This is a genomic window from Janthinobacterium sp. BJB301, assembly GCF_002735685.1.
GTDB lineage: Bacteria > Pseudomonadota > Gammaproteobacteria > Burkholderiales > Burkholderiaceae_D > Janthinobacterium > Janthinobacterium lividum.
The window spans coordinates 2,097,241-2,121,215 of the sequence record NZ_PDZJ01000001.1 but is presented as its reverse complement, the minus strand read 5'-3'; the positions used below and the strand labels follow the sequence as shown (position 1 = coordinate 2,121,215).

At 65.4% G+C, this 23,975-nt stretch carries 16 protein-coding genes; 6 read left to right on the top strand and 10 right to left on the bottom strand.

Annotated features, from left to right (window positions below; translation table 11 throughout):
* Nucleotide 1: 1 nt before the first annotated feature.
* From CSQ91_RS09285 to CSQ91_RS09255, 7 genes are all read right to left on the bottom strand, one after another.
* Nucleotides 2-259 (bottom strand): hypothetical protein, encoded by a 258-nt coding sequence (locus CSQ91_RS09285; RefSeq protein ID WP_099388065.1) that lies wholly within the window; start codon nucleotides 257-259, stop codon nucleotides 2-4.
* Complete coding sequence (locus tag CSQ91_RS09280; RefSeq protein ID WP_180278383.1) at nucleotides 256-1,110, bottom strand: DUF692 domain-containing protein; 855 nt, start codon at nucleotides 1,108-1,110, stop codon at nucleotides 256-258. Before CSQ91_RS09280 ends, CSQ91_RS09285 begins: the two co-directional genes overlap by 4 nt.
* On the bottom strand, nucleotides 1,100-2,020 hold the full coding sequence (locus tag CSQ91_RS09275) for a TIGR04222 domain-containing membrane protein (protein WP_099388063.1): 921 nt from the start codon (nucleotides 2,018-2,020) through the stop codon (nucleotides 1,100-1,102). Before CSQ91_RS09275 ends, CSQ91_RS09280 begins: the two co-directional genes overlap by 11 nt.
* Complete coding sequence (locus tag CSQ91_RS29350; protein ID WP_143450989.1) at nucleotides 2,017-2,745, bottom strand: nucleotidyltransferase domain-containing protein; 729 nt, start codon at nucleotides 2,743-2,745, stop codon at nucleotides 2,017-2,019. The genes CSQ91_RS09275 and CSQ91_RS29350 overlap by 4 nt, the downstream gene beginning before the upstream one ends.
* A gap of 97 nt (nucleotides 2,746-2,842) precedes the next feature.
* Nucleotides 2,843-3,685 carry a phosphoserine phosphatase SerB gene (serB, locus tag CSQ91_RS09265; protein WP_070256887.1) on the bottom strand — a complete coding sequence of 281 codons (843 nt, stop codon included), beginning with the start codon at nucleotides 3,683-3,685 and terminating at the stop codon, nucleotides 2,843-2,845.
* A gap of 55 nt (nucleotides 3,686-3,740) precedes the next feature.
* Complete coding sequence (gene mfd, locus CSQ91_RS09260; protein ID WP_099388061.1) at nucleotides 3,741-7,184, bottom strand: transcription-repair coupling factor; 3,444 nt, start codon at nucleotides 7,182-7,184, stop codon at nucleotides 3,741-3,743.
* 218 nt (nucleotides 7,185-7,402) lie between these two features.
* On the bottom strand, nucleotides 7,403-8,338 hold the full coding sequence (locus CSQ91_RS09255; protein WP_034782963.1) for a 5'-nucleotidase: 936 nt from the start codon (nucleotides 8,336-8,338) through the stop codon (nucleotides 7,403-7,405).
* A 340-nt stretch (nucleotides 8,339-8,678) separates the two neighbouring features.
* On the opposite strand from CSQ91_RS09255, the gene CSQ91_RS09250 reads away from it, so the two are divergent.
* The 4 genes from CSQ91_RS09250 to CSQ91_RS09235 all read left to right on the top strand — a co-directional run bounded on the left by CSQ91_RS09250 (nucleotide 8,679) and on the right by CSQ91_RS09235 (nucleotide 16,170).
* Nucleotides 8,679-10,466 carry a methyl-accepting chemotaxis protein gene (locus CSQ91_RS09250; RefSeq protein ID WP_099388060.1) on the top strand — a complete coding sequence of 596 codons (1,788 nt, stop codon included), beginning with the start codon at nucleotides 8,679-8,681 and terminating at the stop codon, nucleotides 10,464-10,466.
* A 344-nt stretch (nucleotides 10,467-10,810) separates the two neighbouring features.
* The gene (locus CSQ91_RS29345) at nucleotides 10,811-12,409 is read left to right on the top strand and encodes a methyl-accepting chemotaxis protein (RefSeq protein ID WP_306508604.1); all 1,599 of its coding nucleotides are present in this window, start codon (nucleotides 10,811-10,813) and stop codon (nucleotides 12,407-12,409) included.
* A 35-nt stretch (nucleotides 12,410-12,444) separates the two neighbouring features.
* On the top strand, nucleotides 12,445-13,341 hold the full coding sequence (locus CSQ91_RS09240) for a putative bifunctional diguanylate cyclase/phosphodiesterase (RefSeq protein WP_099388059.1): 897 nt from the start codon (nucleotides 12,445-12,447) through the stop codon (nucleotides 13,339-13,341).
* Between the two features lie 99 nt (nucleotides 13,342-13,440).
* On the top strand, nucleotides 13,441-16,170 hold the full coding sequence (locus CSQ91_RS09235) for an ATP-binding protein (RefSeq protein WP_180278382.1): 2,730 nt from the start codon (nucleotides 13,441-13,443) through the stop codon (nucleotides 16,168-16,170).
* A 3-nt stretch (nucleotides 16,171-16,173) separates the two neighbouring features.
* On the opposite strand, the gene CSQ91_RS09230 is transcribed toward CSQ91_RS09235, so the two are convergent.
* On the bottom strand, nucleotides 16,174-17,091 hold the full coding sequence (locus CSQ91_RS09230; protein WP_099388057.1) for a lipase secretion chaperone: 918 nt from the start codon (nucleotides 17,089-17,091) through the stop codon (nucleotides 16,174-16,176).
* Nucleotides 17,092-17,101: 10 nt separating this feature from the next.
* Nucleotides 17,102-18,016: a lipase family alpha/beta hydrolase gene (locus CSQ91_RS09225; RefSeq protein ID WP_099388056.1), complete on the bottom strand. Its 915-nt coding sequence runs from the start codon at nucleotides 18,014-18,016 to the stop codon at nucleotides 17,102-17,104.
* Between the two features lie 333 nt (nucleotides 18,017-18,349).
* Between CSQ91_RS09225 and CSQ91_RS09220 the strand changes: the two genes are divergently transcribed.
* Entirely contained in the window at nucleotides 18,350-19,051 is a 702-nt protein-coding gene (locus CSQ91_RS09220; protein ID WP_081345466.1) for a TetR/AcrR family transcriptional regulator, read from the top strand.
* Between the two features lie 102 nt (nucleotides 19,052-19,153).
* On the opposite strand, the gene CSQ91_RS09215 is transcribed toward CSQ91_RS09220, so the two are convergent.
* A complete protein-coding gene (locus CSQ91_RS09215; protein ID WP_257217269.1) occupies nucleotides 19,154-21,481 on the bottom strand; it encodes a penicillin-binding protein 1A in 2,328 nt (775 codons plus the stop codon).
* Between the two features lie 199 nt (nucleotides 21,482-21,680).
* Here CSQ91_RS09215 and CSQ91_RS09210 point away from each other — a divergent pair, with 199 nt between their 5' ends.
* Nucleotides 21,681-23,948 carry an OPT family oligopeptide transporter gene (locus CSQ91_RS09210; protein ID WP_099388054.1) on the top strand — a complete coding sequence of 756 codons (2,268 nt, stop codon included), beginning with the start codon at nucleotides 21,681-21,683 and terminating at the stop codon, nucleotides 23,946-23,948.
* The last annotated feature ends 27 nt before the right edge of the window (nucleotides 23,949-23,975 follow it).

The window sequence follows — 23,975 nt, the reverse complement described above, 5'->3', positions numbered from 1 at the left end:
CTCAGCGCCAGGCTTGCAGCAGCCGGCGCCACCAGGGTTGCGCCGGCCTGGCCCTGTTACCGTGTGCGGAACGCTTGGCGCGATAACTGGCCGCCGCCATCTGCAGGCCGACGCGGTCCATCGCCGCCATCGCCTCCGCTTCCTCTGGCGACAAGCCTTGCAGCAAGGCTTGCGCACGTGGATCGAGCAGGAAGGCGTCATGCAGGGCGTCGTCCGTGTACAGCCTTGCCAGATAAGTTTCCAGTGCGGGCGAACTCATGCGCTTCGCCCCGCGCGCAAGGCGGCGCGCGCCAGTTCCAGCTGCTCCAGCACGTGCTCGAACGACGGGTAATTGCCGTCGCGTTCGAGGATCACCGTCAACGGTTGCGGCGCATGGCGCGCCAGCACGGTCAATAAAGCGAAGACTTCGGGCGGCACGTCGTGCAGATGGTCGTCCAGCAGGCGCTGGCCGCCGCCCGGCGCGGCTATCCAGTGGCCGCCGCTCAGGTGCACGGCGCCGACCCTGTGCAGCGGCACGCGCAGCAGCAGTTCCTCCGGCGCCTCGCCAGCATTGACGGCATTCGCATACAGGTTGTGCAGGTCGAGCAGCAGCGGTACTTGCGCGCCGTGGATAATCTGCGCCACCCACTCGGCTTCATCCAGGGTGCTGGCCGGCGGCTGGACCAGGGTGGCGATGTTTTCCATCAGCGGCGCGCTGCCGACGATGCGCGTGGCTAGCGCGATATTGGCGATCGCGCCGGCGGCGCTCTGCGGCGTGCGCGGCGGCGCCGCCAGGTGGCCGATTTCCACGCCGCCGGCGCGCACGAAACTCAGGTGCTCGGACCACGATTCGGCTTGCACCTCTCGCATCAGGCGCGCCATCGCATGCAGGCGGCGCGGGTCGGCGGTAATCGTCGAGGCCAGCCCCATGCCGACGCCGTGCAGGCTGACCGGCACCTGGCGCGCCAGGCTGCGCAAGGCGGCGATGCCGGCGCGCGAGGCGCGGTAATAATCGTCGGCGATCACTTCCAGCACGTCGATGTGCGCCAGGTTGGACAGGATGCCGGAAGCCAGTTCGCCGCGCCAGCCCAGGCCGACGCGGTCGCGCGTGGCGCCCTTGCTAGCTGCCACAGCCACCGCCGCAGCCGCCACAGCCGCCGGAAGAACCGCCGCCATCGCCGCCGCCGTCGCCACCGCCCGATGACGAGTCGCCCGAGCTGCTGGACGAGGAGTCGCTGCCCGTGTTTTGCCGGGGTACCGGGTACAGTTCGGCGACATAGGCGTACACGGACAAGGGCAGGGCGCCGAGGCCGAAGATGGCGGCCAGCAGGGCCATGTCGGCGCTGCTGCTGCCTGCGTTCAGGCGCGACGAACGCATGTTCAGGCGGCCAAACAGCATGCGCAAGTCGGTCAGCAGCCGCTGCGCGCTCCAGCTGGTCGCCTGGGTGCGCAAGCCGCGTAGCATGAGCAGGAATATCACCAGCAGCAGCGCCAGGAACAGCAGGTTGTAGTGCTGGCGGCTGATGGCGATGACGGCCTTGACGGCGGCCACCGTCAGCAGCAGGTAGCGCGCGGCCCCGGTGATGCGTGCGCGCCGGCGCAGCAGCCGCGGGCCGACCAGCAATTCCTGCCACTTCAGGGAATCCAGGTAGGCGCGGCACGACGGCAGCGTGTCTGCCTGCTCGGCCAGTTCCCTGCTGTGGCCTTGGCGGCCCAGGTACAGCCGCAGCACGTCGCGCTCGATGTCGTGATTGGCGAAGCGCAGGCTGTCGGCGCTGGCTGTTTCCAGCAGCGGGCCATCGGCGCGCAGCAAGCCGCGGTCGACCAGCACGATGGCGGCAATTTTCACGGCTTCGAGGGCGCCGCCGCGCAGGAAGGCGATGCGGTAGGGATCGTCGGCCAGCGACAGCTTGGCATGCGGATTGCGCAGCTCCTGGCGGATCAGCAGCTCGCGCGCAAGGTAGTACACGAGCAGGCCGAAGATCAGGTAGGCGAGCAGGAACCAGGGTCCGCTCCAGTCAAAGGGATTGAGGCCGTTCACCGCATCTGCTCCGCGTGTTCGCGCAAGTGTCCGGTAATCGTCATCAAGCCCGCAAAGGCGGGCAGGGCCTGCCCCGGTGCCAGGCGCGCCGTTTCGCGCGCCGCCGACATGGCTTGCAAGGCGGAATGCAGGGCAGGGTCGCCCAGCTGGTCGACAAACGCTTCGAGCGCCTGCTTGCCGGACAGCGCAGACTTGCCCTCCAGCTGCGCCAGCGAGGCCGCCGCCGCGCGCAGCGGACCGGCCGCGTCGGCGATGGCGCCGGCCAGCTGTTCCTCATTCAGGCTCAATAGCATATACCGTTCGCGCATGCGCACCTGCTGGTTCAGCAGCACTTGCCGCAGCCGGCGCAGCACGGCGTCGCGGCTGGTGTGCAGGCTGGCGAAAGGGTCAAGGCCATGCAGCACCTTGTGGCGCGCGATGATGTCGGCGAACTTGACGGCGAAGGCGTCGGCGGCCTGCGTCAATTCACTCTCGAGCAGGAACATCACCTGCAAATCGATGGCGGCGTGCGCCAGGCGCAAGGGCCCGCGCAGCGCATCGGCCGCCTGCGGCGTAAAGCGCTTGAGCAGTAATAGCAGGTTGACGTCGGAGGTGGCGCGTACCTGGCCATCGGCGGCCGAGCCAAACAGCACGGCGGCGGCAAGGTCGTCACCAAACGCGCTGTGCGCGGCGGCGACAAACACATCCAGGTGGCGTTGTATCTCTTCTGGCAGCGGTGGCGGCATGCGGTGTACTTTCACGATCGGTTGGCGGGATGAACATAAGTTTGCAATATAGCAAACTTATGCCATCGTGCGCGCACCGTCCGCCAGATACGCCAACTCAGGTCAATACGTTGAGCAAGCCATCGAGTCCCACGAAGTTCAGCGCCACGTCGGCCTGCGAGCGCACCACGGGCTTGGCACGGAAGGCCACGGACAGGCCGGCGATGCCCATCATTTTCAAGTCGTTGGCGCCGTCGCCCATGACGATGGCTTCAGACGGCGAAATGCCCATCTCCTTGCACACGCGCTCCACCGTGCGCTGCTTTTCTTCCGCGTCGACGATCCCGCCGAGGACTTTGCCCGTCAGCTTGCCGTCGACGATTTCCAGTTCGTTCGCGTGCGTGTAGTCGAGGCCCAGGCGCTCTTTCAGGCGTTCGGTGAAGAAGGTGAAGCCGCCCGACACCAGCAGGGTTTTCAGGCCGGCCTTCTGCACGGCCGCCAGCATGGCTTGCGCGCCCGGCGACAGTTTCAGGCGCTCGTCGTAGACGCGCTGCAGGGCCGATGCGTCGAGGCCTTCGAGCAGGGCCACGCGCTGCTTCAGGCTGGCGCTAAAATCGAGTTCGCCGCGCATGGCCGCTTCCGTGATGGCCGCCACTTGCGGTTTCAATCCCTGCATGTCGGCGATTTCATCGATGCACTCGATGGTGATCAGGGTCGAATCCATGTCCATCGCCACCAGCTTGAATTCACTCAGTTCGCGCTGGCCCATCATGTAGGTGGCGTCCAGCTGCGCCGCCTGGGCCGCCACTTCGATGGTGGGGCGCAGCGCCGGCGAATAGGCGATCTGCTCGCAGCGCACGGCGTTCGGTCCCAGGCGCGTGATGGACGTGGGCGCGGCCAGCGCGGCGATGCGCTCGAGGCGGGCGCTATCGCCGTCCAGGCCCTGCAGGATCAGATTCATGGTGATGGTCTTGGTATTGGTCATGGGGCAGTCCTGCATAGATTGTCGAAATGGTCTACACCGTCAATTGCTTGATGGTGGTCTTGATCTGCGTCACGCGCGCAGCCAGGTCCGGCATGGCGGCCGTGATTTTCAGCTTGTCCTGGCCATGCAGCTTGATATGGCGGTTCTTCTGGATCAAGTCGATGATGCGCATCGGGTCGATGGGCGGCTTGGCCATGAATTGCAGGGTGGCCGCCTCGCCATGCACGTCGATCTTGACGATGCCCACGGTTTTCGCCGCGATGCGCAAGCGGTGCGTCTCCACCAGGGCCTTGACGGCGTCGGGCAGCTTGCCGAAGCGGTCGATCAGCTCTTCCTGGATATCGTCGATCTTGTCCTGCGTGGCGCAGTTGGCCAGGCGCTTGTAGATCGACAGGCGCTCGTGCACGTCGCCGCAGAAGTCGGCCGGCAGCAGGGCCGGCACGTGCAGGTTGATCTCGGTGGTGGACGCCAGCGGCGCCGCCAGGTCCGGCTCCTTGCCCGCTTTCAGCGAGCGCACGGCTTCGTTGAGCATGTCCGAATACAGCTGGAAGCCGATTTCCGTCATCTCGCCCGACTGGCTCTCGCCCAGCACCTCGCCGGCGCCGCGGATTTCCAGGTCGTGCATGGCCAGGTAAAAGCCGCTGCCCAGTTCTTCCATCTGCTGGATGGCGTCCAGGCGGCGCTGCGCCAGTTTGGTCAGGCCTTGCACGTCGTGCACCAGCAGGTAGGCGTAGGCCTGGTGATGCGAGCGTCCCACCCGGCCGCGCAGCTGGTGCAGCTGCGCCAGGCCGAACTTGTCGGCGCGGTGCATGATGATGGTGTTCGCCGTCGGCACGTCGATGCCGGTTTCAATGATCGTCGTGCACAGCAGGATGTTGAAACGCTGGGCGACGAAGTCGCGCATGACCTTTTCCAGGTCGCGTTCATGCATCTGGCCATGCGCCACGGCGATGCGCGCCTCGGGCAGCAGTTCCGTCAGCATGGCCAGGCGGTTCTGGATGGTTTCCACCTCGTTGTGCAGGAAGTAGATCTGGCCGCCCCGTTTGAGCTCGCGCAAGCATGCTTCGCGGATGATGGCTTCGCCCTCGCTGCGGACAAAAGTCTTGATGGCCAGGCGCTTTTGCGGCGCCGTGGCAATGATGGAAAAGTCGCGCAAGCCTTCCAGCGCCATGCCCAGGGTGCGGGGGATCGGCGTGGCCGTCAGGGTCAGCACGTCCACTTCCGCGCGCAGCGCCTTCAAGGCTTCCTTCTGGCGCACGCCGAACCGGTGTTCCTCGTCGATGATGACCAGGCCCAGACGCGTAAACTTGACGTCGTCGGACAGCAGTTTATGCGTGCCGATGACGATGTCGATGGTGCCGTCGGCCATGCCCTTGAACGCCTGCGTGATCTCCTTGCCGCTGCGGAAGCGCGACAATTCCGCGATGCGCACGGGCCAGTCGGCAAAGCGGTCGGCGAAGGTTTGCGCATGCTGTTCCGCCAGCAGGGTGGTGGGCGCCAGGATGGCCACCTGCTTGCCGCCCATGACGGCGATGAAGGCGGCGCGCAGCGCCACTTCCGTCTTGCCGAAGCCGACGTCGCCACACACGAGGCGGTCCATCGGTTTGCCGGAAGTCATGTCCTTGATGACGTTGTGGATGGCCTCGGCCTGGTCCGGCGTTTCGTCGAAGCCGAAGCTGTCGGCGAAGCGCTGGTAGTCGTGCGACGAGAATTCGAACGAGTGGCCCTGGCGCAGCGCGCGGCGGGCATACAGGTTGAGCAGCTCGGCGGCCGTGTCGCGCACCTGTTCGGCGGCGCGCTTTTTCGCCTTTTCCCACTGTCCCGAGCCGAGCGAATGCAGCGGCGCATCTTCCGGCGAAGCGCCCGAATAGCGAGAGATGACGTGCAGCTGCGACACGGGCACGTACAGCTTGGTGTCCTTGGCGTACTCCAGATGCAAAAATTCCGTCTCGCCTTCGCCCAGGTCCATGCTGGTCAGGCCCATGTAGCGCCCGATGCCGTGGTTGATGTGCACGACGGGGTCGCCGATCTTCAGCTCCGACAGGTCGCGCACCATCGATTCGACCTGCGTCACGCCTTCCTGCTTCTTGGTGCCGACCCGGCGGCCGGAACCGGCGTACAGCTCCGTCTCGGTGATGAAGGATAAATTTCCTTCCGGCGTAAACAGCTCGAAGCCCGCGTGCAGCGGCGCCACGCCCAGCATCAGCTTGGCGTCGGACTGCAAAAAACCATCGCTGCCTTCCACCGGCGTCAGGTGCAGATCGTATTCGGTGAAGTACTGCTGCAAGGTTTCGCGGCGGCCGTTCGATTCGGCGCAGATCATCACGCGGCGGCCCGCTTGCAGCAAATAGCTGCGCAGGTTGGCCAGCGGATCGTCGGCGCGGCGGTTGACGGCGATGTTCGGCACGGGGGCCGACAGTTCGGAGGCCAGCGCATCGTTCGATTTGGCGATCGCCAGGCGCGGATACGGCTTGGCCAGGCCGAAGAACTGCTCATCGGACAGGAACAGCGATTCGGGCGGCAGGATCGGGCGTTCGCGGTCCGCCTTCAAAAAGCGGTAGCGCGACTGGGTATCGGTCCAGAAGCGGCCGATGGCCGCGTCGATCTCGCCTACCAGGGCCAGCGAGGCGTCTTGTGGCAGGTAGTCGAACAGGGTGGCCGTTTGTTCAAAAAACAGGGGCAGATAGTATTCGATGCCGGCCGAGGCGATGCCGCTGCTGATGTCCTTGTAGACGACCGAGCGCGATGGATCGCCTTCGAACTGTTCGCGCCAGCGGTTGCGGAAGGTGGTGCGCGCCGCTTCATCCATGGGGAATTCGCGCCCCGGCAGCAGCCGCACTTCGTGCACGGGATACAGCGAGCGCTGGGTGTCGGCGTCAAACGTGCGGATGGTCTCGATGGTGTCGCCGAACAGGTCGAGCCGGTAGGGCAAGGCCGAACCCATGGGGAACAGGTCGAGCAGGCCGCCGCGCACCGAGTATTCGCCGGGCGACATCACTTGCGACACATGGCTGTAGCCGGCCAGGGTCAGCTGCGACTTCAGGCGCGCTTCGTCGAGCTTTTCGTCCTTCTTGAAGAAGAAGGTGTAGGCGGCCAAAAAGGACGGCGGCGCCAGGCGCACGAGGGCCGTGGTGGCCGGCACGATCAGCACGTCGCACTGGCGCGTCTGGATTTCATGCAGGGTGGCCAGGCGCTCGGAGACCAGGTCCTGGTGCGGCGAAAACGCGTCGTAGGGCAGGGTTTCCCAATCCGGCAGCAAATGGCAGCGCAGGTCCTTGCCGCCAAACCACGGGATTTCATCGAGCAGGCGCTGGCCATCGCTGGCCTGCGCCACCACCACGGCCAGCATCTGGCCCCGCGCTTTCAATTCCAGCGCGGCCAGCGCCAGGGCATAGGCGTCGGATGAACCATACAGGGCGGGCAGCGCATAGCGGTTGCCGGGCTTGGGGAGGGCTTTTGTTAAGTCTAAGGACATGCAGGCGATGACACTAGTGGCAGAGGCAGTTGAATGGGACAGCTATGGTGCGCGCAGCGCCGCCAGTGACGGCGCCGACAGGCGAGATTATAGACCATCACTTATATCTCCGCGCTTGAGAAAACCGTCGTGAGCGGCAGTGATTTGTGGCTAAGAAGCGCAACCGTACTTTAGTACGGTGAGCATCGCAGGCCACAAAGCACGACGCGCAGCAGGTTTTATCCTGCGCGGACATTCGCAATGCCGAACGGGACATGCACCATCGGGATGGTGCCGCCCGCCGATTTGAGGTGGCTCAACTGGTCATCGAAGAAGATATGCGGCTTGAACACGGCCAGCACGCGGGACTTGTCCATGCCGCCGAGGAAAAACGTTTCGTCTGCCGCCACGCCCCAGCTTTTCAGGGTCGTCACGACCCGCTCGTGCGAGGGGGCGTTGCGCGCCGTGATGATGGCGATACGCAGGATCTTTTTATAGCCGGGGTCGCGCCGCTGGGCCCTTTCTTCCAGGCGCTGCATGGTGGCCAGCTTCTGGAACAGGCCGGCCAGCGGGCCGGGGCGGTGCGGTGTGCCCACGTTCAGGGTTTCATGGGCGTGGAATTCATCGACGTCGTTATTGCGCTTGAATACGGTTTCCGCTTCGTCGTCAGCGATCACGCCGTCGAAATCGAAGGCCACGCGCAGTTCCTCGTCGTTTTCGTCGTCTTCCGTGCGCGACGGCAGCACCAGGCCGGCCGGATAGTCGCAGGCCAGGGCGCTGCGCACGTCGTCTTCATTCGCGCTGAGGAACAGCGACGCATTGAAGGCGGGCAGGTAGGGATACGGCGACTTGCCCGTCATGAAGGCGGCGCGCGAAATGTCCAGGCCGTAGTGAGCGATGCTGTGCATGACGCGCAAGCCCGTTTCCGGCGAATTGCGCGAAAACAGCACCACTTCCACGGGCGACTGGCGCGGATAGTGCTTGTTGATGTTCAGGAAGCGGCGGATGAAGGGAAAGGCCACGCCGCGCGGCAAGACCGTGTCGATATGCGTTTCCTGGTATTTGCGGTACTCCTCCGGGCCGTTGTCGAGGTAGACCTGGTGCGATTCGGCCAGGTCGAATAGGGCGCTGGAAGCGACCCCGATCACCAGTTTGTGTTCGATAGGATAAGCCATGGTCTGCCTGTTGTTTGCTTGTTGCTCATCTTATACGACTATCAACTGCGTAGCCAATAGCGACGCGCGGGGATTTTTTGCACCAAAGCAGGGCATTGGACGGCTTTTCGATGCCACTGTGCAAGGCGCACCACAGTAAGGAAAGAAATATTGATTTGTATCAAGTATGTAGCTGTCAGCGCGTCCGTTTTCCACTATGCTTCCACTTATAAAATCTCGCCAATTGTAACGAAGCGTACGCCCCATCCCCGCCGCCTTTATACAAGTGTCAGCTGTTTTACTCGAACATGCCAGCCCCGACTTCGCCAGCAGTCTTCGTGACTTTATAAAGGACCTCGCCATGTTTAAGAATTTACTGATCAAATGGAAGTTGGCGACGCTTGTCGCCGTGATGATGGTGGCCTTGCTGGTGGTGGGCATCAGCGGCTACACGGGCATCGCCACCGTGGGCCGCGCCGTCAATGAAATCGGCGTGGTGCGCCTGCCGTCGATCCAGGGCTTGATGATGATCAGCGAAGGCCAGACGGCCGTTGCCGCCGCCACCCTGACGGCCGCCATCTATGAAAACAATTACCAGGCACAGGACAAGTTCGCGGAAGCGCTGCAGCTGCGCACCAAGGCCTGGAACAATATCGAGGCGGGCCGCAAGCTGTACGAACCGCTGCCGCAGACCACCGAGGAAGCCGCGCTGTGGCAGCGCTTCCAGGGCGAGTGGACGGCCTGGAAGGCGGACGACGACAAGGTGCGCGCCATCCTGCGCCAACTGGCCGACAACCGCGACGAGCCGCGGCAGAAAGAGTTGTTCGTGGCGTTCTACAAGCAGTACCAGGATTCGCGTGCGCTGTTCGGCAAGGCCGAAGGTACGCTCAACGACATCATCAAGCTCAATAACGGCGTGGCCGATGCCAGCGTCAAGGACGGCAGCGCGGCCGTCATCCGCTCGGAAAGCCTGATGGTCATCCTCGGCTTGCTGGCCTCCGCCCTGGGCATCGGTTGCGCCGCCTACATCACGCGCGCCATCACGCAGCCGATCAACTCGGCCGTGAAAGTGGCGCAGACGGTGGCCTCGGGCGACCTGACCAGCCACATCGAGGTACACACGACGGAAGAAACGGGCCAGCTGCTGCAGGCGCTCAAGGACATGAATTCCAGCCTGGTCAGCATTGTCGGCCAGGTGCGCAGCGGCACGGAGACCATCGCCACGGCCTCGTCGGAAATTGCCAGCGGCAACCTGGACCTGTCCTCGCGCACGGAAGAGCAAGCCAGTTCGCTGGAAGAGACGGCGTCGTCGATGGAAGAGCTGACGTCCACCGTGCGGCAGAACGCCGACAATGCCCAGCAGGCCAACCAGCTGGCGCTGAGCGCCTCGGGCGTGGCCGTGAAAGGCGGTGAAGTGGTAGGCAAGGTGGTGCAGACCATGGACGCCATCAACGACTCGTCGCGCAAGATCGTCGACATCATTTCCGTCATCGACGGCATCGCCTTCCAGACGAATATCCTGGCCTTGAATGCGGCCGTGGAAGCGGCGCGCGCGGGCGAGCAGGGACGCGGTTTCGCCGTCGTGGCGACGGAAGTGCGTAATCTTGCCCAAAGATCCGCTGGCGCAGCGAAAGAGATCAAGACCCTGATCGGCGACTCCGTGGTGGCGGTCGACGCGGGCAGCAAGCTGGTGGCCGAGGCGGGCAGCACGATGGCCGAAATCGTCTCCAGCGTGCAGCGCGTGACGGACATCATGGCGGAAATCAGCCTGGCCACGCAGGAGCAAAGCTCGGGCATCGACCAGATCAACCAGGCCATCGGCCAGATGGACCAGGTGACGCAGCAGAACGCGGCCCTGGTGGAAGAGGCGGCCGCCGCGGCCGAATCCCTGCAGGAGCAATCGGGCCAGCTGGCCGACGTGGTCAGCGTCTTCAAGCTCGATGGCGCCCAGGCGCCTGCCGCGCGCGCAAACGCGAACGCAAAGCCGGCCGCGCCGCGCGCCGCGCTGGCCAGCGCCGCGCCGAAGCGTCCGGCAGCGGGTCCTGCATCGCGTCCCGCATCACGCCCCACCGCAGGCCGCCCGGCCTTGCACGCCGTGCCATCCCAGCGCCAGAGCGCGCCGCGCGACGACGAGTGGGAAGTGTTCTGACGGATTGACGGCGCCAGCATGCGCTTCCGGACGGCCGCCTTGCGCGGCCGTTTCCACATGCGCGCACAGGTTTGCACTGCGGTTACTACTTACTAAAAAAACAGCGTTATAAGAATAGCTGTTTTGCCATCTAAGCAAATCTTTTCAAAACTTAACGCGACATTGCTTGTGAGATAACTCACACTGCCTGCCGTACCACCCTTGTTCCCGCCTCGGCCACATCCCGGCTGACCCCTCCGCCTGCTGCGTCCAGCCATTCGTGGCAGGCGGCAGCCATTGCCGTCAGCCTTGCATGCGAGCCCGGCGCGATGACCGATGCACCACACTGAAGGATGCGAATAAAGATGGCAAATATGAAAATCGGCACGCGCCTGCGCTGCTCCTTTGCGTTGTTGACCTTGCTGCTGCTGGCGACCGCCGTGCTGGGCATGCTGCGCCTGTCCAGCCTGGAACTGCGCATGCGCGACGTGATCGATGACAAATATCCGAAAACCGTGCTGGCCAACGACATCATCAAGAATGTCAACATCATCGCGCGCTCCTCGCGCAACCTGCTGCTGATGACGGAGCCGCAGCAGCTGGCGCAGGAACGCGCCACCATCGCCAGGGCGGGCGGCGAAACGGAAAAGGGCCTGGCGCAGCTGGACAAGGTGGTGCTGTCGCCGCAGGGCCGCCAGCAGATGGCGGCCGTGGCGCAGGCACGGGCCACGTTCAACGGCGGGCGCGACAAGGTACTGGCCCTGCTGGAAGAAGGGGCGCGCGACGAAGCGACCAGTTTGCTGCTCGGCACCGTGCGAGGCGACCAGCTGCGCTACATGGCGGCGCTGGAAAGCCTCATCGCGCACCAGCATGACCTGATGGAGGAGGCGGGCGCCCAGGTGCGCCACGAATACGCCACGGCGCGCAACATGATGCTGGCACTGAGCGCGCTGGCCGTGCTCTTTTCGCTCGTCACGGCCTGGCTGGTCACGCGCAGCATCGTCAATCCGCTGCGCCATGCCCTGACCGTGGCGCAGACCGTGGCCGCCGGCGACCTGACATCGGCCTTCGGCCGCCACGGCGGCGATGAAACGGGCAAGCTGCTCGACGCGCTGTGCATCATGAACGGCAACCTGCTCGACATCGTGCAGCAGGTGCGCAGCGGCACCGACACCATCGCCACGGCGTCGTCGCAGATCGCGGCCGGCAATATCGACCTGTCGTCGCGCACCGAGGAGCAGGCCAGCTCGCTCGAACAGACGGCGTCGGCCATGGAGGAACTCAGCTCCACCGTGCAGCAGAACGCGGACAATGCCCGCCACGCCAGCATGCTGGCCGTCGAGGCGGCGAATATCGCCGGCGCTGGCGGGCAAGCCGTCGGGCAGGTGATCCATACCATGGACGCCATCAGCGCTTCCTCGGCGCAGATCGCCGACATCATCGGCGTGATCGACATGCTGGCCTTCCAGACGAATATCTTGGCCCTGAACGCGGCCGTGGAAGCGGCGCGCGCGGGCGAGCAGGGGCGCGGCTTTGCCGTCGTGGCGACGGAAGTGCGCAACCTGGCGCAGCGCAGCGCGGCGGCGGCGCGCGATATCCGCGCCCTGATCGCCAATTCCACGCAGCAGGTGGACGCGGGCGCGGCCCTCGTGGCGCAGGCTGGCGCCACGATGCAGGAAGTGGTGGAGGCCGTGGGCCGCGTCAGCCAGATGGTGGCCGACATCACGGCTGCCAGCGCGGAGCAAAGCACGGGCATCGGCCAGGTCAGCCAGGCGGTGCTGCAGATGGATGAAGTGACGCAGCAGAATGCGGCCCTGGTGGAAGAGGCGGCGGCCGCGTCGCAATCGCTGGAAGGCGAGGCGGCGAAGCTGCTGCAGGTGGTCAGCGTGTTTCGCCTGCAGCAGGGGCCGGCGCACACCTTGCCGCGCCGCAGTGTGCCGGCCGCGCCGCGCCTGCTGGCCTAGTGGCGCGCCTGGCAAGGTTCTGGCTCGGCTGCGTCATGCTGTGGCGGGCGCGGCGCCAGACGCGGGTTGGGCCGGCAGGCAAACCGGTGGCGTCGGCGCGCAGCCGGGAGCTGCAGGCGCGCCTGGACAGCGCCATCGTCGATGGCGAGTTCCGCTTTCACTACCAGGGCAAGTTCGATACGGCGCAACTGCGCCTGGTCGGCCTGGAAGCACTGCTGCGCTGGGAGCATCCGCGCCATGGCCTGATCTACCCGAACGAATTCATCGGCCTGGCCGAGCAGACGCAGGCCATCGCGGCGCTGGGCAACTGGGGCATCGATGCGGCTTGCCGCCAGCTGGCGCAGTGGCGCGCGGCTGGCCTGCCTTTGGTGCCGGTCGCGGTGAATGTCTCGGCGCGCCAGCTGTGCCAGCCGCACTTGCCTGACTTCGTGCTGGGCTGCCTGCGGCGCCACGCCATTCCTCCCGGCCTGCTGGAGCTGGAAGTGACGGAAAGCTGCTGCATCGACGACATGACGCAGGCGGCGCAGGGATTGCGCCAGCTGCGCGCGCTGGGCCTGAGCATTTCGCTTGACGATTACGGCACCGGCCATTCGGGCTTGAGCCATGTCAGGATGCTGCCGATTCACACCATCAAGATCGACCGCTCCTTCATTCGCGACCTGGATGGCAGCGCAGGCAGTGATGCCGTGATCGTCGCCTCGACCATTGCGCTGGCGCATGGCCTGGGCTTGCAGGCGCTGGCCGAGGGCGTGGAAAACGGGGAACAGCTGGCGCAGCTGCGGCGGCTGGGCTGCCCGCAGGTGCAGGGCTTTTACCTGCACCGCCCGGCGCCCGCGTCCGAGGTGGCCGCGCTGCTGTCCGCCGGCGCGCCGGCCGGCCTTGTAACAGTGCCGAAACACGGCGCCATGCGGCATGGCGCGGATGCTCAGTAGAATATGGCCACTGCAAGCCGCGTGCTTTAACACCTTCTCCTCCACGCAAGAATGATAAACAGTCCTGTCCCGGCCTATGTCTTTGGCCCGTTTCGCCTTTTGCCGCTAGAACGCCTGCTGTTCGAGGGCGATCGCGCGCTGCGCCTGGGCAGCAGGGCCATGGACTTGCTGCTGGCCCTGCTGGAGCGCGCCGGCGACATCGTCGACAAGCATGAACTGGTGGCCATCGTCTGGCCCAATGCCGTGGTCGACGACGCGACCTTGCGCGTGCACCTGGCGGCGCTGCGCAAGGCGCTTGGCGATGGCCGCGATGGCCAGCGCTACATCACTACCATCCCCGGGCGCGGCTACGGCTTCCTGGCGCCGCTGGCGCACACGGGCGGGCCGGCGTCCGGTGCGGCGGGCGCCGAACCGCGGCATAACCTGCCCGTCATGCTGACGCGCATGCTGGGCCGCGCCGAGGTGCTGCAAACGATGGCCAACCAGCTGCTGCAATTGCGCCTGCTGTGCATTGCCGGTCCGGGCGGCATCGGCAAGACCACCCTGGCAGTCGTCCTGGCCACGCGCGTGCTGCGCCGCTATGCCGACGGCGTATGTTTCGTCGACCTGTCGCCGCTGGACGAGGGCCGCCTGGTGCCGCTGGCGCTGGCCACGGCGCTGGGGGTGGCGGTGCCGGCCGGCGACGCCATGCCGGTCCTGCTGGCCTACCTGCGCCCGCGCCACATGCTGCTCGTGCTCGATAACTGCGAACACGTGATCGGCGCGGCCGCCACCCTGGCCGACGCCTTGCTCAAGGGCGCGCCGCTGCTGCACATACTGGCCACCAGTCGCGAGCCGCTGCGCCTCACCAGCGAACAGCTGCAGCGCCTGCCCGCGCTGGAATTGCCGCCGGCCGATGCCGTGCCCGATGCGGCGGCGGTCCGGCACTTCGCCGCGGTGCAGCTGTTTTGCGAACGCTGCGCGGCCGTCGACGATGCCTTCGTGCTGGCCGACGCCGACGTGCCCGTGGTGGTGGATATCTGCCGGCGCCTCGATGGCATTCCGCTGGCGCTGGAGCTGGCGGCCGGGCGCATCGGCCATTTCGGCTTGCACGAATTGCGCCGCCAGCTCGACGACCGCTTTCGCCTGCTCACGCGCGGCGCGCGCAACATGCCCTTGCGCCACCAGACCTTGCGCGCCACCCTGGACTGGAGCTACGGCCTGCTCGACGCGCAAGAGCGCCAGGTGCTGCAGGCGCTGAGCGTGTTCAGGAGCCGCTTCCGGCTGGAGTCGGCCAGCGCCGTGGCGGGATGCGACGTGTTCGACACGCTGGCCGACCTGGTCGCCAAGTCCCTCGTCAGCATCGAATTTTGCTGCCAGCATGTGTATTACCGGCTGCTCGACACCACGCGCGCCTATGCTGGCGCGCAGCTGTCGGCGGGCGGGGGCGAGGGCGCCGTGCTGCTGCGCCATGCGCGCCATTGCCTGGGACTGGCCGGGCGCATCGCCGCCGACTGGGCAAGCATGCCGCCGGCCCGCTGGAGCGCGTGCTATGGCCGCCATGTCGATGACCTGCGCGCCGCCATCGACTGGGCTTTCGGCGAGGAGGGCGACGTGGCGCTGGGCGTGGCGCTGACCTTGGCCGCGCAAACCCTGTTCTATCAGCTGTCGCTGATGGATGAATACCGCGTACGCGTCGAGCGGGCGCTCGAGCGCATGGCCGCGCATGCGGTGGACGATCCCGACAGCGAGATGCAGCTGCATGCCTCGCAGGCGCACCTGCTGCTGCATACGCAGGGCATCACCGGCACCATGCTGCGTTCGTTCCAGCGCGGCTATGCGCTGGCCATGCGCACGGACGATGGCAGCCGCCGCGCCGAAGCCATTTGCGGCATGTGGATATGCAGCCTGAAGCTGGCCGATTTCCAGCGCGCCGACAACTACGTCACCGAACTGGCCGTCCTGTGCGCAACGCGCGACGACATGGCGATGCGCCTGGTGCTGGCGCGCATGCGCTCCGTGGGCGAATATGTGCAGGGACGCTACGCGCAGTCGGCGGCGCTGGCGCGCATGGTGCTGGCGCATCCCGAGGGCGCGGCGCAGCTCGGTTTCAACAATGCCTTGCTGGCCGATCACCAGGTTTGCCTGCGCGGCACGCTGGCGCGCTGCCTGTGGATGCAGGGCCGCCCCGACGATGCCCTGGTCCTGGCGCGCGAGGCGGTGGCGGTGGGCTTCGAGCACAATGGCGTCACGCTGTGCGTGGCGCTGGCCATCAATGCCATTCCCGTCGCCCTGTGGTGCGGGCAGCGGGAACTGGCGCATGCGTGGATTTGCCTGCTGTGCGAACACGCGGCCCGCTATGGCTTGCTGTACTGGAGCGCCTGGGGCGCCGCCTACCAGCGCCTGCTCGACGGGGGCGAGGCGATGTCGCCATTCCCCTGGCCGTCGGTGCGCAGCTGGCCGATACAGGTCGATTTGATGGCCACCCTGCACGACGCGGCCGCCGATAGCCAGGCGCTGCGGCGCGCGCGCATGGGCCTGGCGCCGTGGAGCGCACCCGAAGTGCTGCGCCGCGACGCGCATCACCGCTGGCGCGCGCTGGCGCACGGCGATGCGGCCGGCCTGGAAGCGGTGCGGGCGCAGCTGGAAGAAGCGCTGCTGCTGGCCAGGGGCCAGCAGGCGCCGGGCTGGGAACTGCGCTGCGCCACCAGCCTGGCGACCGTGCTGCAGGCGCAAGGCCGCGGTGCCGCCGCGCATGCCGTGCTGGCTCCTGTCCATGCGGGCTACCGGCAGGGGCGCGAGAGCACGGACGTGATGGCGGCAGCAGCCTTGCTGGCGCAGCTGGCCTGATGGCTATTCGTAGGCACCCAGTCTGCGCTGTTCCTCCGGCGAGAAACTGGCGTCGCGCAGCCGCTGCAGGGCTGCCGCATCCTGCGCGCCGCCGGGCAGGCTGTTTTTTTGCGCCTGGTAGGCGATGATGCGCTGCTGCCACTGCGATTCCTCGCGGTCCAGTTCCGCCAGGCGCGCCGCCGCTGCCGGCGTGAACGTGCTGGCGCGCAGGCGGTAGACTTCATTGTCGCCGCCGCCCTGTGCCCGCAAGGTCTTGACGGAGGCGTCCAGCTGCGCCACCTGCAGCGGCGCGTCGCGCGCGGCGCGCTGGGCCGGCGACATTTTCTGGTCCAGCGCGGCCAGTTGCGCCTGGCGCTGTGCTTCGTCGAGCGAGGCATCGCCGAGTATGGCCATGCGCGCCACGGCGTCGTCGTCATACGCGTCGCTGGCACCGAACAGGCCGGCGCTTTCCTCGGCTGTAAAGTAGTTGCCGCGCAAGGCGCGCATGGCTTGCAGGCGCGCGCGCGCCGCCAGGGCCGCATCGGCTTGCGCCGGCAAGGCCTGTTCCGCGCCGGCCAGCGCCTGCTTGTAGGCCAGGTACGCGCCCAGCAGGCGCTTGGCTTCGCGGGCGGGGACGGGCGCCAGGCGCCGGTCCAGTTCCGCCTCGATCTGGCTGCGGATGGCGGCCAGCGGCTTTTCGCCGAGGCCCGCCAGGTAGTAGTCGAACAGGTGGCCCAGTTCCGCATCGACCACCAGCTTGTCGCCGGCGGCCACCGTCACGTTGCCGTCGGGCCGCGTGCCTTCCATCGAGCGCACGAACGCGAACAGGTCCGGTTCCGTCTTTTCCGGCGGCGGGGCGGGCGGTTCCCCGGGGCGCAGCACCAGGTACAGGGCCAGGGCCGCCAGGCTGCCGCCGATGATCCATTTCGCGTTCGTGCGCATCGTAGGCTCCTTACAGTCCCAAGCCTTGCAGGCGGTTGGCTTGCTGGCGGAAGACCGTAACGGGGTTCGTCTCGAACAGGTTGACGATGCCGACGAACTGGTTGACTTCATCGAGATGGTTCATGGCGTAGTCGTCGCGGATCACCTTGCCCAGGTGGCTGGAGCAGCTGCTGACCAGGCCATCGTTCTTGACGCCGCCGAAGGCCAGGCTGATGGCGGCCAGCAGCGGGTCGCCCACGTCGAGCACATTCGTGTACGGTTGCGCGCCGCTCCATGAAAAGTAGTGCACGCCTTGTACCTGGTAGGCGCCTTCGCCGCAGGCGGAGGTGGGCACGCCTTGCGGGTGGCGGCTGTTGAAGGCCAGCGAACCGGCCGTCGACAGCGAGGCCAGCGAGGCGCCCGCGTTTTGCGGCAAACCCTTGTTGCCCGACAAAATGCCGATCAGGGAGGCGAGCGCGTTGCCCAGCGCGCCGCTGGTGTTGGGTATGGCGCCGCTGAGGATATCTGCCACCTTGGAGCCCTTGTTGACGCCGGCCACGCTGGTGACGGACGCCACCAGGTCGGGGCGCACGGAGGCGACATAGCGGGCCGTGGGGCCGCCGTGGCTATGGCCGATCAAATTGACCTTGGCCGCGCCGGTGGCGGCGAGGATTTGCCGCACCTGCGACAGCAGCTGCTCGCCGCGCACTTCCGTGCTGTTGGCGGCCGACACGGTGGTCACATACACTTGCGCACCGCCGCTGCGCAGGGCGGTGGGGACGCCGTAAAAATATTCGACGGGACCGAGCTTGTCGAAGCCGAACAGGCCGTGCACCAGCACGATCGGGTACTTCGTCTGCGTGTAGCCGGCGGCGCTGGCGCTGCCGGGCAGGATGGCGAGGGAAAGCAGAAGGGTGGATAGCAGTTGCCAAAAGCGAGTCTTCATTTTGTCTCCGTTATGTATTATTAATAGTGGAAATGAGTGGAAATGTCGATGCTGTAGCGATGAACCGTGCGCTCCTGTACATTCTCGATGCATTAAAAATAGCGAGCGCTCGGTTTTTTGAATGTAGCACTGCTGGATTTAAATTGCATTTGAATTGCATGATGCAGCGCAATAACTGTGGGAATTTGACGTTGCTTATATGCCCATTGCATAGTTGAAAAGTCAAATAGTTGTTTTCCTGAGCTATAATCGGCCCGGCATCAGCCGTCCCGCCGTCTTGCCATGCCGCGTCCAGGCATGGCATGGATATCGCTCCTACACCGTTACTTGGGAATGCACTTGTCGACCCATTTTAATTTTGAACAGTTTCAGCAGATGACGCCTTTGAATGGCGAAAACATCTGGGAATATATTCTTGACCGCCACGCGGAACGTATCGGCGTCAAGCGCCGCAAGCCGGCGCTGGAAAATCTTGAACGCATCTTCGTCGCCACCTTCCGCCTGGCCAATGACGTGGGTTTCCGCGCCATGAGCTTGCGTGACCTGTGCCGCGAGACGGGGCTGTCGATGGGCGGCCTGTATGGCTACATCACCAGCAAGGACCAACTGGCTGAAATGATCGAGGACGTGGTGCGCCACGCCACGCAAGCCTTGCCCTTGCTGTTCGCCGACGTGAAGTCGCCGCTGGACCGACTGGAGGCGATGATACGCTCGTCGATCTACCTGTCCGAAGTGCTGCAGCCGTGGTTTTATTTTGTCTTCATGGATTCGCGCGTGCTGCAGGTGGAGCAGCGCAGCATGGCGAAGAATTCGGAACTGTATGTGCAGACCCTGATCGCCGCCACCATCGGGGAAATCGAACCGAAGCCGCAGGGCGATCCCACCTTGCTGGCCGCGCACTGCCTGGCACTGTTCCAGGACTGGTACGTGAAACGCTGGAAATACCGCGCGGCGAAGGTCAATGTCGACGATTTCGCCGATAGCGTCGTCAGTACGGTGCGCGGGTATTTGAACATGACCGGTAGGTCGGATTAGCGGGGCCGCCGAGGCGTAGCGTAATCCGACACGCGCGGACGGCGGCTCATGTCGGGTTACGCCGTTCCGGCTAACCCGACCTACGCGAACTGCCCTTTACCATCAGTTCGTGGTTTCTGGCGGCACCGTCTCCGGCACTGCCGCCGGGTCGGTCGGCGTCTCCATATCCATATCCAGCGTTTTCACGCCGTTCATGTCGATGAATTCATCGTACTGCCATTCGCCATCGACCTGGCTCAGGCCCGCCGGCACGGCGCGCGTGATTTGCGGGCGCGTCGACAGGGCCGTGCGCATGTAGTCGATCCAGATCGGCATGGCCAGGGTCGAGCCGAATTCGCGTCCGCCCAGGGACTTGGGCTCGTCATAGCCCATCCACGCCACGGCCACGATGCCGCCGCCATAGCCGGCGAACCAGCCGTCGACGGCGTCGCTGGTGGTACCCGTCTTGCCGGCGATGTCGCTGCGTCCCAGTTTTTTCGTCGCCGCGGCGCCCGTGCCGGTGCGCGCCACTTCGCGCAGCATGCTGTCCATCACGAAGGCGTTGCGCGGGTCCAGCGCCAGGGTCTTGTCGTCGTTCGGCGCGGGCGGCTTGGTCTGCATCAGCACCGCGCCCTTGGCGTCGACGATGCGGTCGATCAGGTAGGGTTCCACCTGGTGGCCGCCATTGGCGAACAGGGCGTAGGCGCCCGCCATCTGCACGGGCGTGACGGAACCCGTGCCCAGCGCCATGGTCAGATTGCTTGGCTGGCGGGCCGGGTCGAAGCCGAATTTTTCCATGAAGTCGTGCGTGTACGACACGCCCAGCGCACGCAGGATGCGTACCGAGGCCACGTTCTTCGACTGCGCCAGCGCGTAGCGCATGGTGATGGGACCATCGAACTTGAAGTCGTCATTCTGCGGCGCCCAGACCTTGCCGCCCGCCTGCATTTCCAGCGGCGCGTCGTTGATCAGGGTGGCCGGCGAAAAGCCTTTTTCCAGCGCCGCCGAATACACGAACGGTTTCATGGCCGAACCGGGCTGGCGCCACGCCTGCGTCACGTGGTTGAACTTTTGCAGGTTGTAGTCGAATCCGCCCACCATGGCGTGGTAGGCGCCCGTCTCAGCATCGAGAGAGACGAAAGCGGCGGCCACCAGCGGCACTTGCGTGATGGCCCAGTTGCCCTTGGCGTCCTGGGTGATGCGGATCACGGCGCCCGGGCGCAGCTTGATGCCGGCGCTCGCCTTGGCGGACAGCGCCGGGGCGGCAAAGCGCAAGCCGTCGCCCGTGATGGCCTTGGCGTCGCCATCGCCCGTGTCGGCGATCACTTTGCCGTTCACCACTTCCGTGACGACGGCGGCGATCAGGCCATCGCTGTCCGGGCGTTTTTGCAGCGCCGCGTCGATGGCGTCGTCGCGCTGCTCGGCCTCAAGCGGCATGTCGATGAAGGTCTCCGGGCCGCGGTAGCCGTGGCGCTGGTCGTAGGCGATGACGTTGCGGCGCGTCGAGGCGTAGGCCGCGTCCTGGTCCGCCTTCAAAATCGTCGTGTAGACGCTGATGCCCTTGGTGTAGCTGTCTTCCTTGAACTGCGCAAACACGGCCTGGCGCGCCAGTTCGGCCACGTATTCGGCGTGCGTATCGAATCCCTGCTTGCCGCGGGTATTGATATGCAGCGGCTGGGCCAGCGCCTGCCGGTACTGGCCTTCGCTGATGTAATCGAGTTCGCGCATGCGTTTCAATACCAGTTGCTGGCGCGCGTGCGCCTTTTTCGGATTGCTGATCGGGTTGTGGCGCGAGGGGTTTTGCGGCAAGCCGGCCAGCATGGCCATTTCCGCGATCGACAGTTCGGACAGGGGCTTGCCGAAATACGTCTGCGCCGCGCTGCCGAAGCCGAACGAGCGCTGGCCCAGGTACATCTGGTTCATGTACAGCTCGAGAATCTGGTCTTTCGACAGGGCAGCCTCGATTTTCAGGGCCAGCATGATTTCATTGAGCTTGCGCGAGGCGACTTTTTCACGTGTCAGGAAGAAGTTGCGCGCCACCTGCATGGTGATGGTGGAGCCGCCGCCGTGGCCGAAGCCGTGGCGCAGGTTCGACAGCACGGCGCCGCCGGCGCGCACGAAGTCGATGCCGTGGTGTTCGTAGAAGCGGCCATCTTCGATGGCCAGCAAGGCTTTCTTCATCATTTCCGGCACTTGCGCGATCGGCACGAAGTCGCGGTGTTCCTCGCCGAATTCGCCGATCAGCACATTGTCGGCCGTGTACACGCGCAGCGGTATCTTCGGCTGGTAGTCCGTGATGACGTCCAGTTCGGGCAGGCGGGGGCGCACGTACAGGAACAGCCAGGCGGCCAGCAGCACGGCTGCGGCCAGCGCGGCGCAGCCGGCGATGATGAAGCCGCGCACGGCGGCGCGGCGGGAAGGCCAGGGGAATCCGGTTCGTTTGGCAGTCAAGGCAGTCTCACGTGAGCGTGCAAGGCACGGTGGCAGCGATTATAGACCAATGCGCCAGCGCTTCCTGTGTGGGCATGGCGGCGGGGCCGGCCGCAAAAAACCTTTTCATCGAAACGCGGCTGTGCGATAGTCTCGGCTTCAAGAAAATAGCCCGGACGTCGATCCGGGCTGTTTATTTTTAAAAATTAAGGAAATATCCATGGCAAAAGATGCAACACCGAGCGTCGTGAAGCCCTACATCCCGGCCGATGCGAAGCTGCCCGAGATGACCTTCCGAGCGCTGTTCATGGGCGTCATCCTGGGGATGGTCTTTGGCGCCTCCTCGCTGTACCTGGTGCTGAAAGTGGGCCTGACCGTCAGCGCCTCGATTCCCGTCGCCGTGATCGCCATCACCCTGTTCGGCCTGGCCAAGAAGGTGGGCGGCAAGGATTCGTCGATCCTGGAAAACAGCATCACGCAAACGGCCGGTTCGGCCGGCGAATCGCTGGCCTTCGGCCTGGGCGTGACCATGCCCGCCATCCTGATCCTCGGCTTCGACCTGGAAATCTCGCGCGTCATGCTGGTCGGTATCCTCGGCGGCCTGCTGGGCATCCTGATGATGATCCCCATGCGCCGCACCATGATCGTCGACCAGCACAAGGAACTCAAATTCCCCGAAGGCACGGCGTGCGCCGAGGTGCTGAAGGCGGCCGCCACGGAAGAATCGCGCATCGCCGCCGGCGAAAGCATCGAGAAGGATTCGGCTGCCGCGCTGGACGCCAAGCGCCGCGCCAAGATCATCTTCGGCGGTTTTGCCGTCGGCTTGCTGTATAAAGTCTTCAATATCTCGTTCAAGGGCTGGAAGGATACGCCGGGCGTGGAATTTGCCGCGCCGCTGAAGGGTGGCTCGATCGGCGCCGAGATCTCGCCCGAGCTCCTGGGCGTGGGCTACATCATCGGCCCGCGCATCGCCGCCACCATGGCGGCCGGCGGCGTGCTGTCGTACCTGCTCCTGATCCCGATGATCAAGTTCTTCGGCGACAGCCTGACCACCGTGCTCTCGCCGGGCACCAAGTTGATCAGCGAAATGGGCGCCGACGACGTGCGCAGCGCCTATGTGCTGTACATCGGCGCGGGCGCCGTGGCCGCCGGCGGCCTGATTTCGCTGGTGCGCGCCATGCCCATGATCTGGCGCAGCCTGTCGGCCGGCCTGAAGGGCATCGGCAAGGGCGTCAAGATCAATTCCACCTTGCGCACGGACCAGGATATCCCCCTGAAATGGGTCATCATCGGCTGCCTGTCCATCATCGCCGTGATCACTTTCGCCACGCCGCTGCACATGAATTTCCTCGGCGCGCTGCTGATCCTCGTCTTCGGCTTCCTGTTCGCCACCGTGTCGTCGCGCCTGACGGGCGAAATCGGTTCGTCGTCGAACCCGATCTCCGGCATGGCCGTGGCCACCTTGCTGTTCACCTGCCTGATCTTCCTGATCATGGGCTGGACGGGCGGGCGTTACTATGTGACGGCCCTGTCGGTGGGCGCCATCGTCTGCATCGCCGCCAGCAATGCGGGCACCACGTCGCAAGACTTGAAAACGGGCTACCTGGTGGGCGCCACGCCGCGCCTGCAGCAGTACGCGATTCTGGCGGGCGCGCTGTCGTCGGCCCTGATCCTGGGACCGATTTTGCTGAAACTGAACGAAGCGAGCACCGTCTACGTGCCGGCCGCGCAAGTGGCGCCGGGCCTGACGGTCGATGCGTCGAAGCTGACGGTGACGGGCGAACTGCATGGCCCGCAAGCCGAGACGGACCACAACACGTATAAAGTCTGGCAAAAGACGGATACCGTGGGCGGCCCGGCCGGCAAGTATTTCGTCAAGGAAGACGGCCAGCTGGCTTACCTGGTCGATCCGGGCATCAATGGCCATTACAGCAAGCGTCCGGACGGTTCGGAAGTGAAGAAATACGATGCGCCTAAGGCCGTGCTGATGTCCTACATCATCAAGGGCATCCTCGACCAGCAGCTGCCGTGGACCCTGGTGCTGTTCGGCGTGATGATCGCCGTGGTGCTGGAAATGGCCGGCATCCCGTCGCTGGCGTTTTCCGTGGGCGTGTACCTGCCGCTGTCGTCCACCTTGCCGATCTTCGTCGGCGGCCTGGTGCGCTGGCTGGCGGACCGCCGCAACAATAAGCTGGAACACAACGCGAAACTGAACGAGGAAGAGCGCCAGCTGGCGGGCGACCGCAGTTCGGGCGTGCTGCTCGCATCCGGCTACATCGCCGGCGGCGCGCTGGCTGGCATCATCATCGCGATCACGGCCGGCGTGCTGACGCACTTCGACCAGATGATGGCCGACTGGGCCGAGCACGGCAACCCGTTCTACGCGGGCCTGCACTCGGACGCGCTGTCCCTGCTGCCATATGCGGCCATCATCGTGCTGCTGTATGTCGTGGCGCGCGAGAAGAAAGCGGGCAGTTCGCAGGCTTGATGTTGTAGCCAACCCAAGGAAAACCGC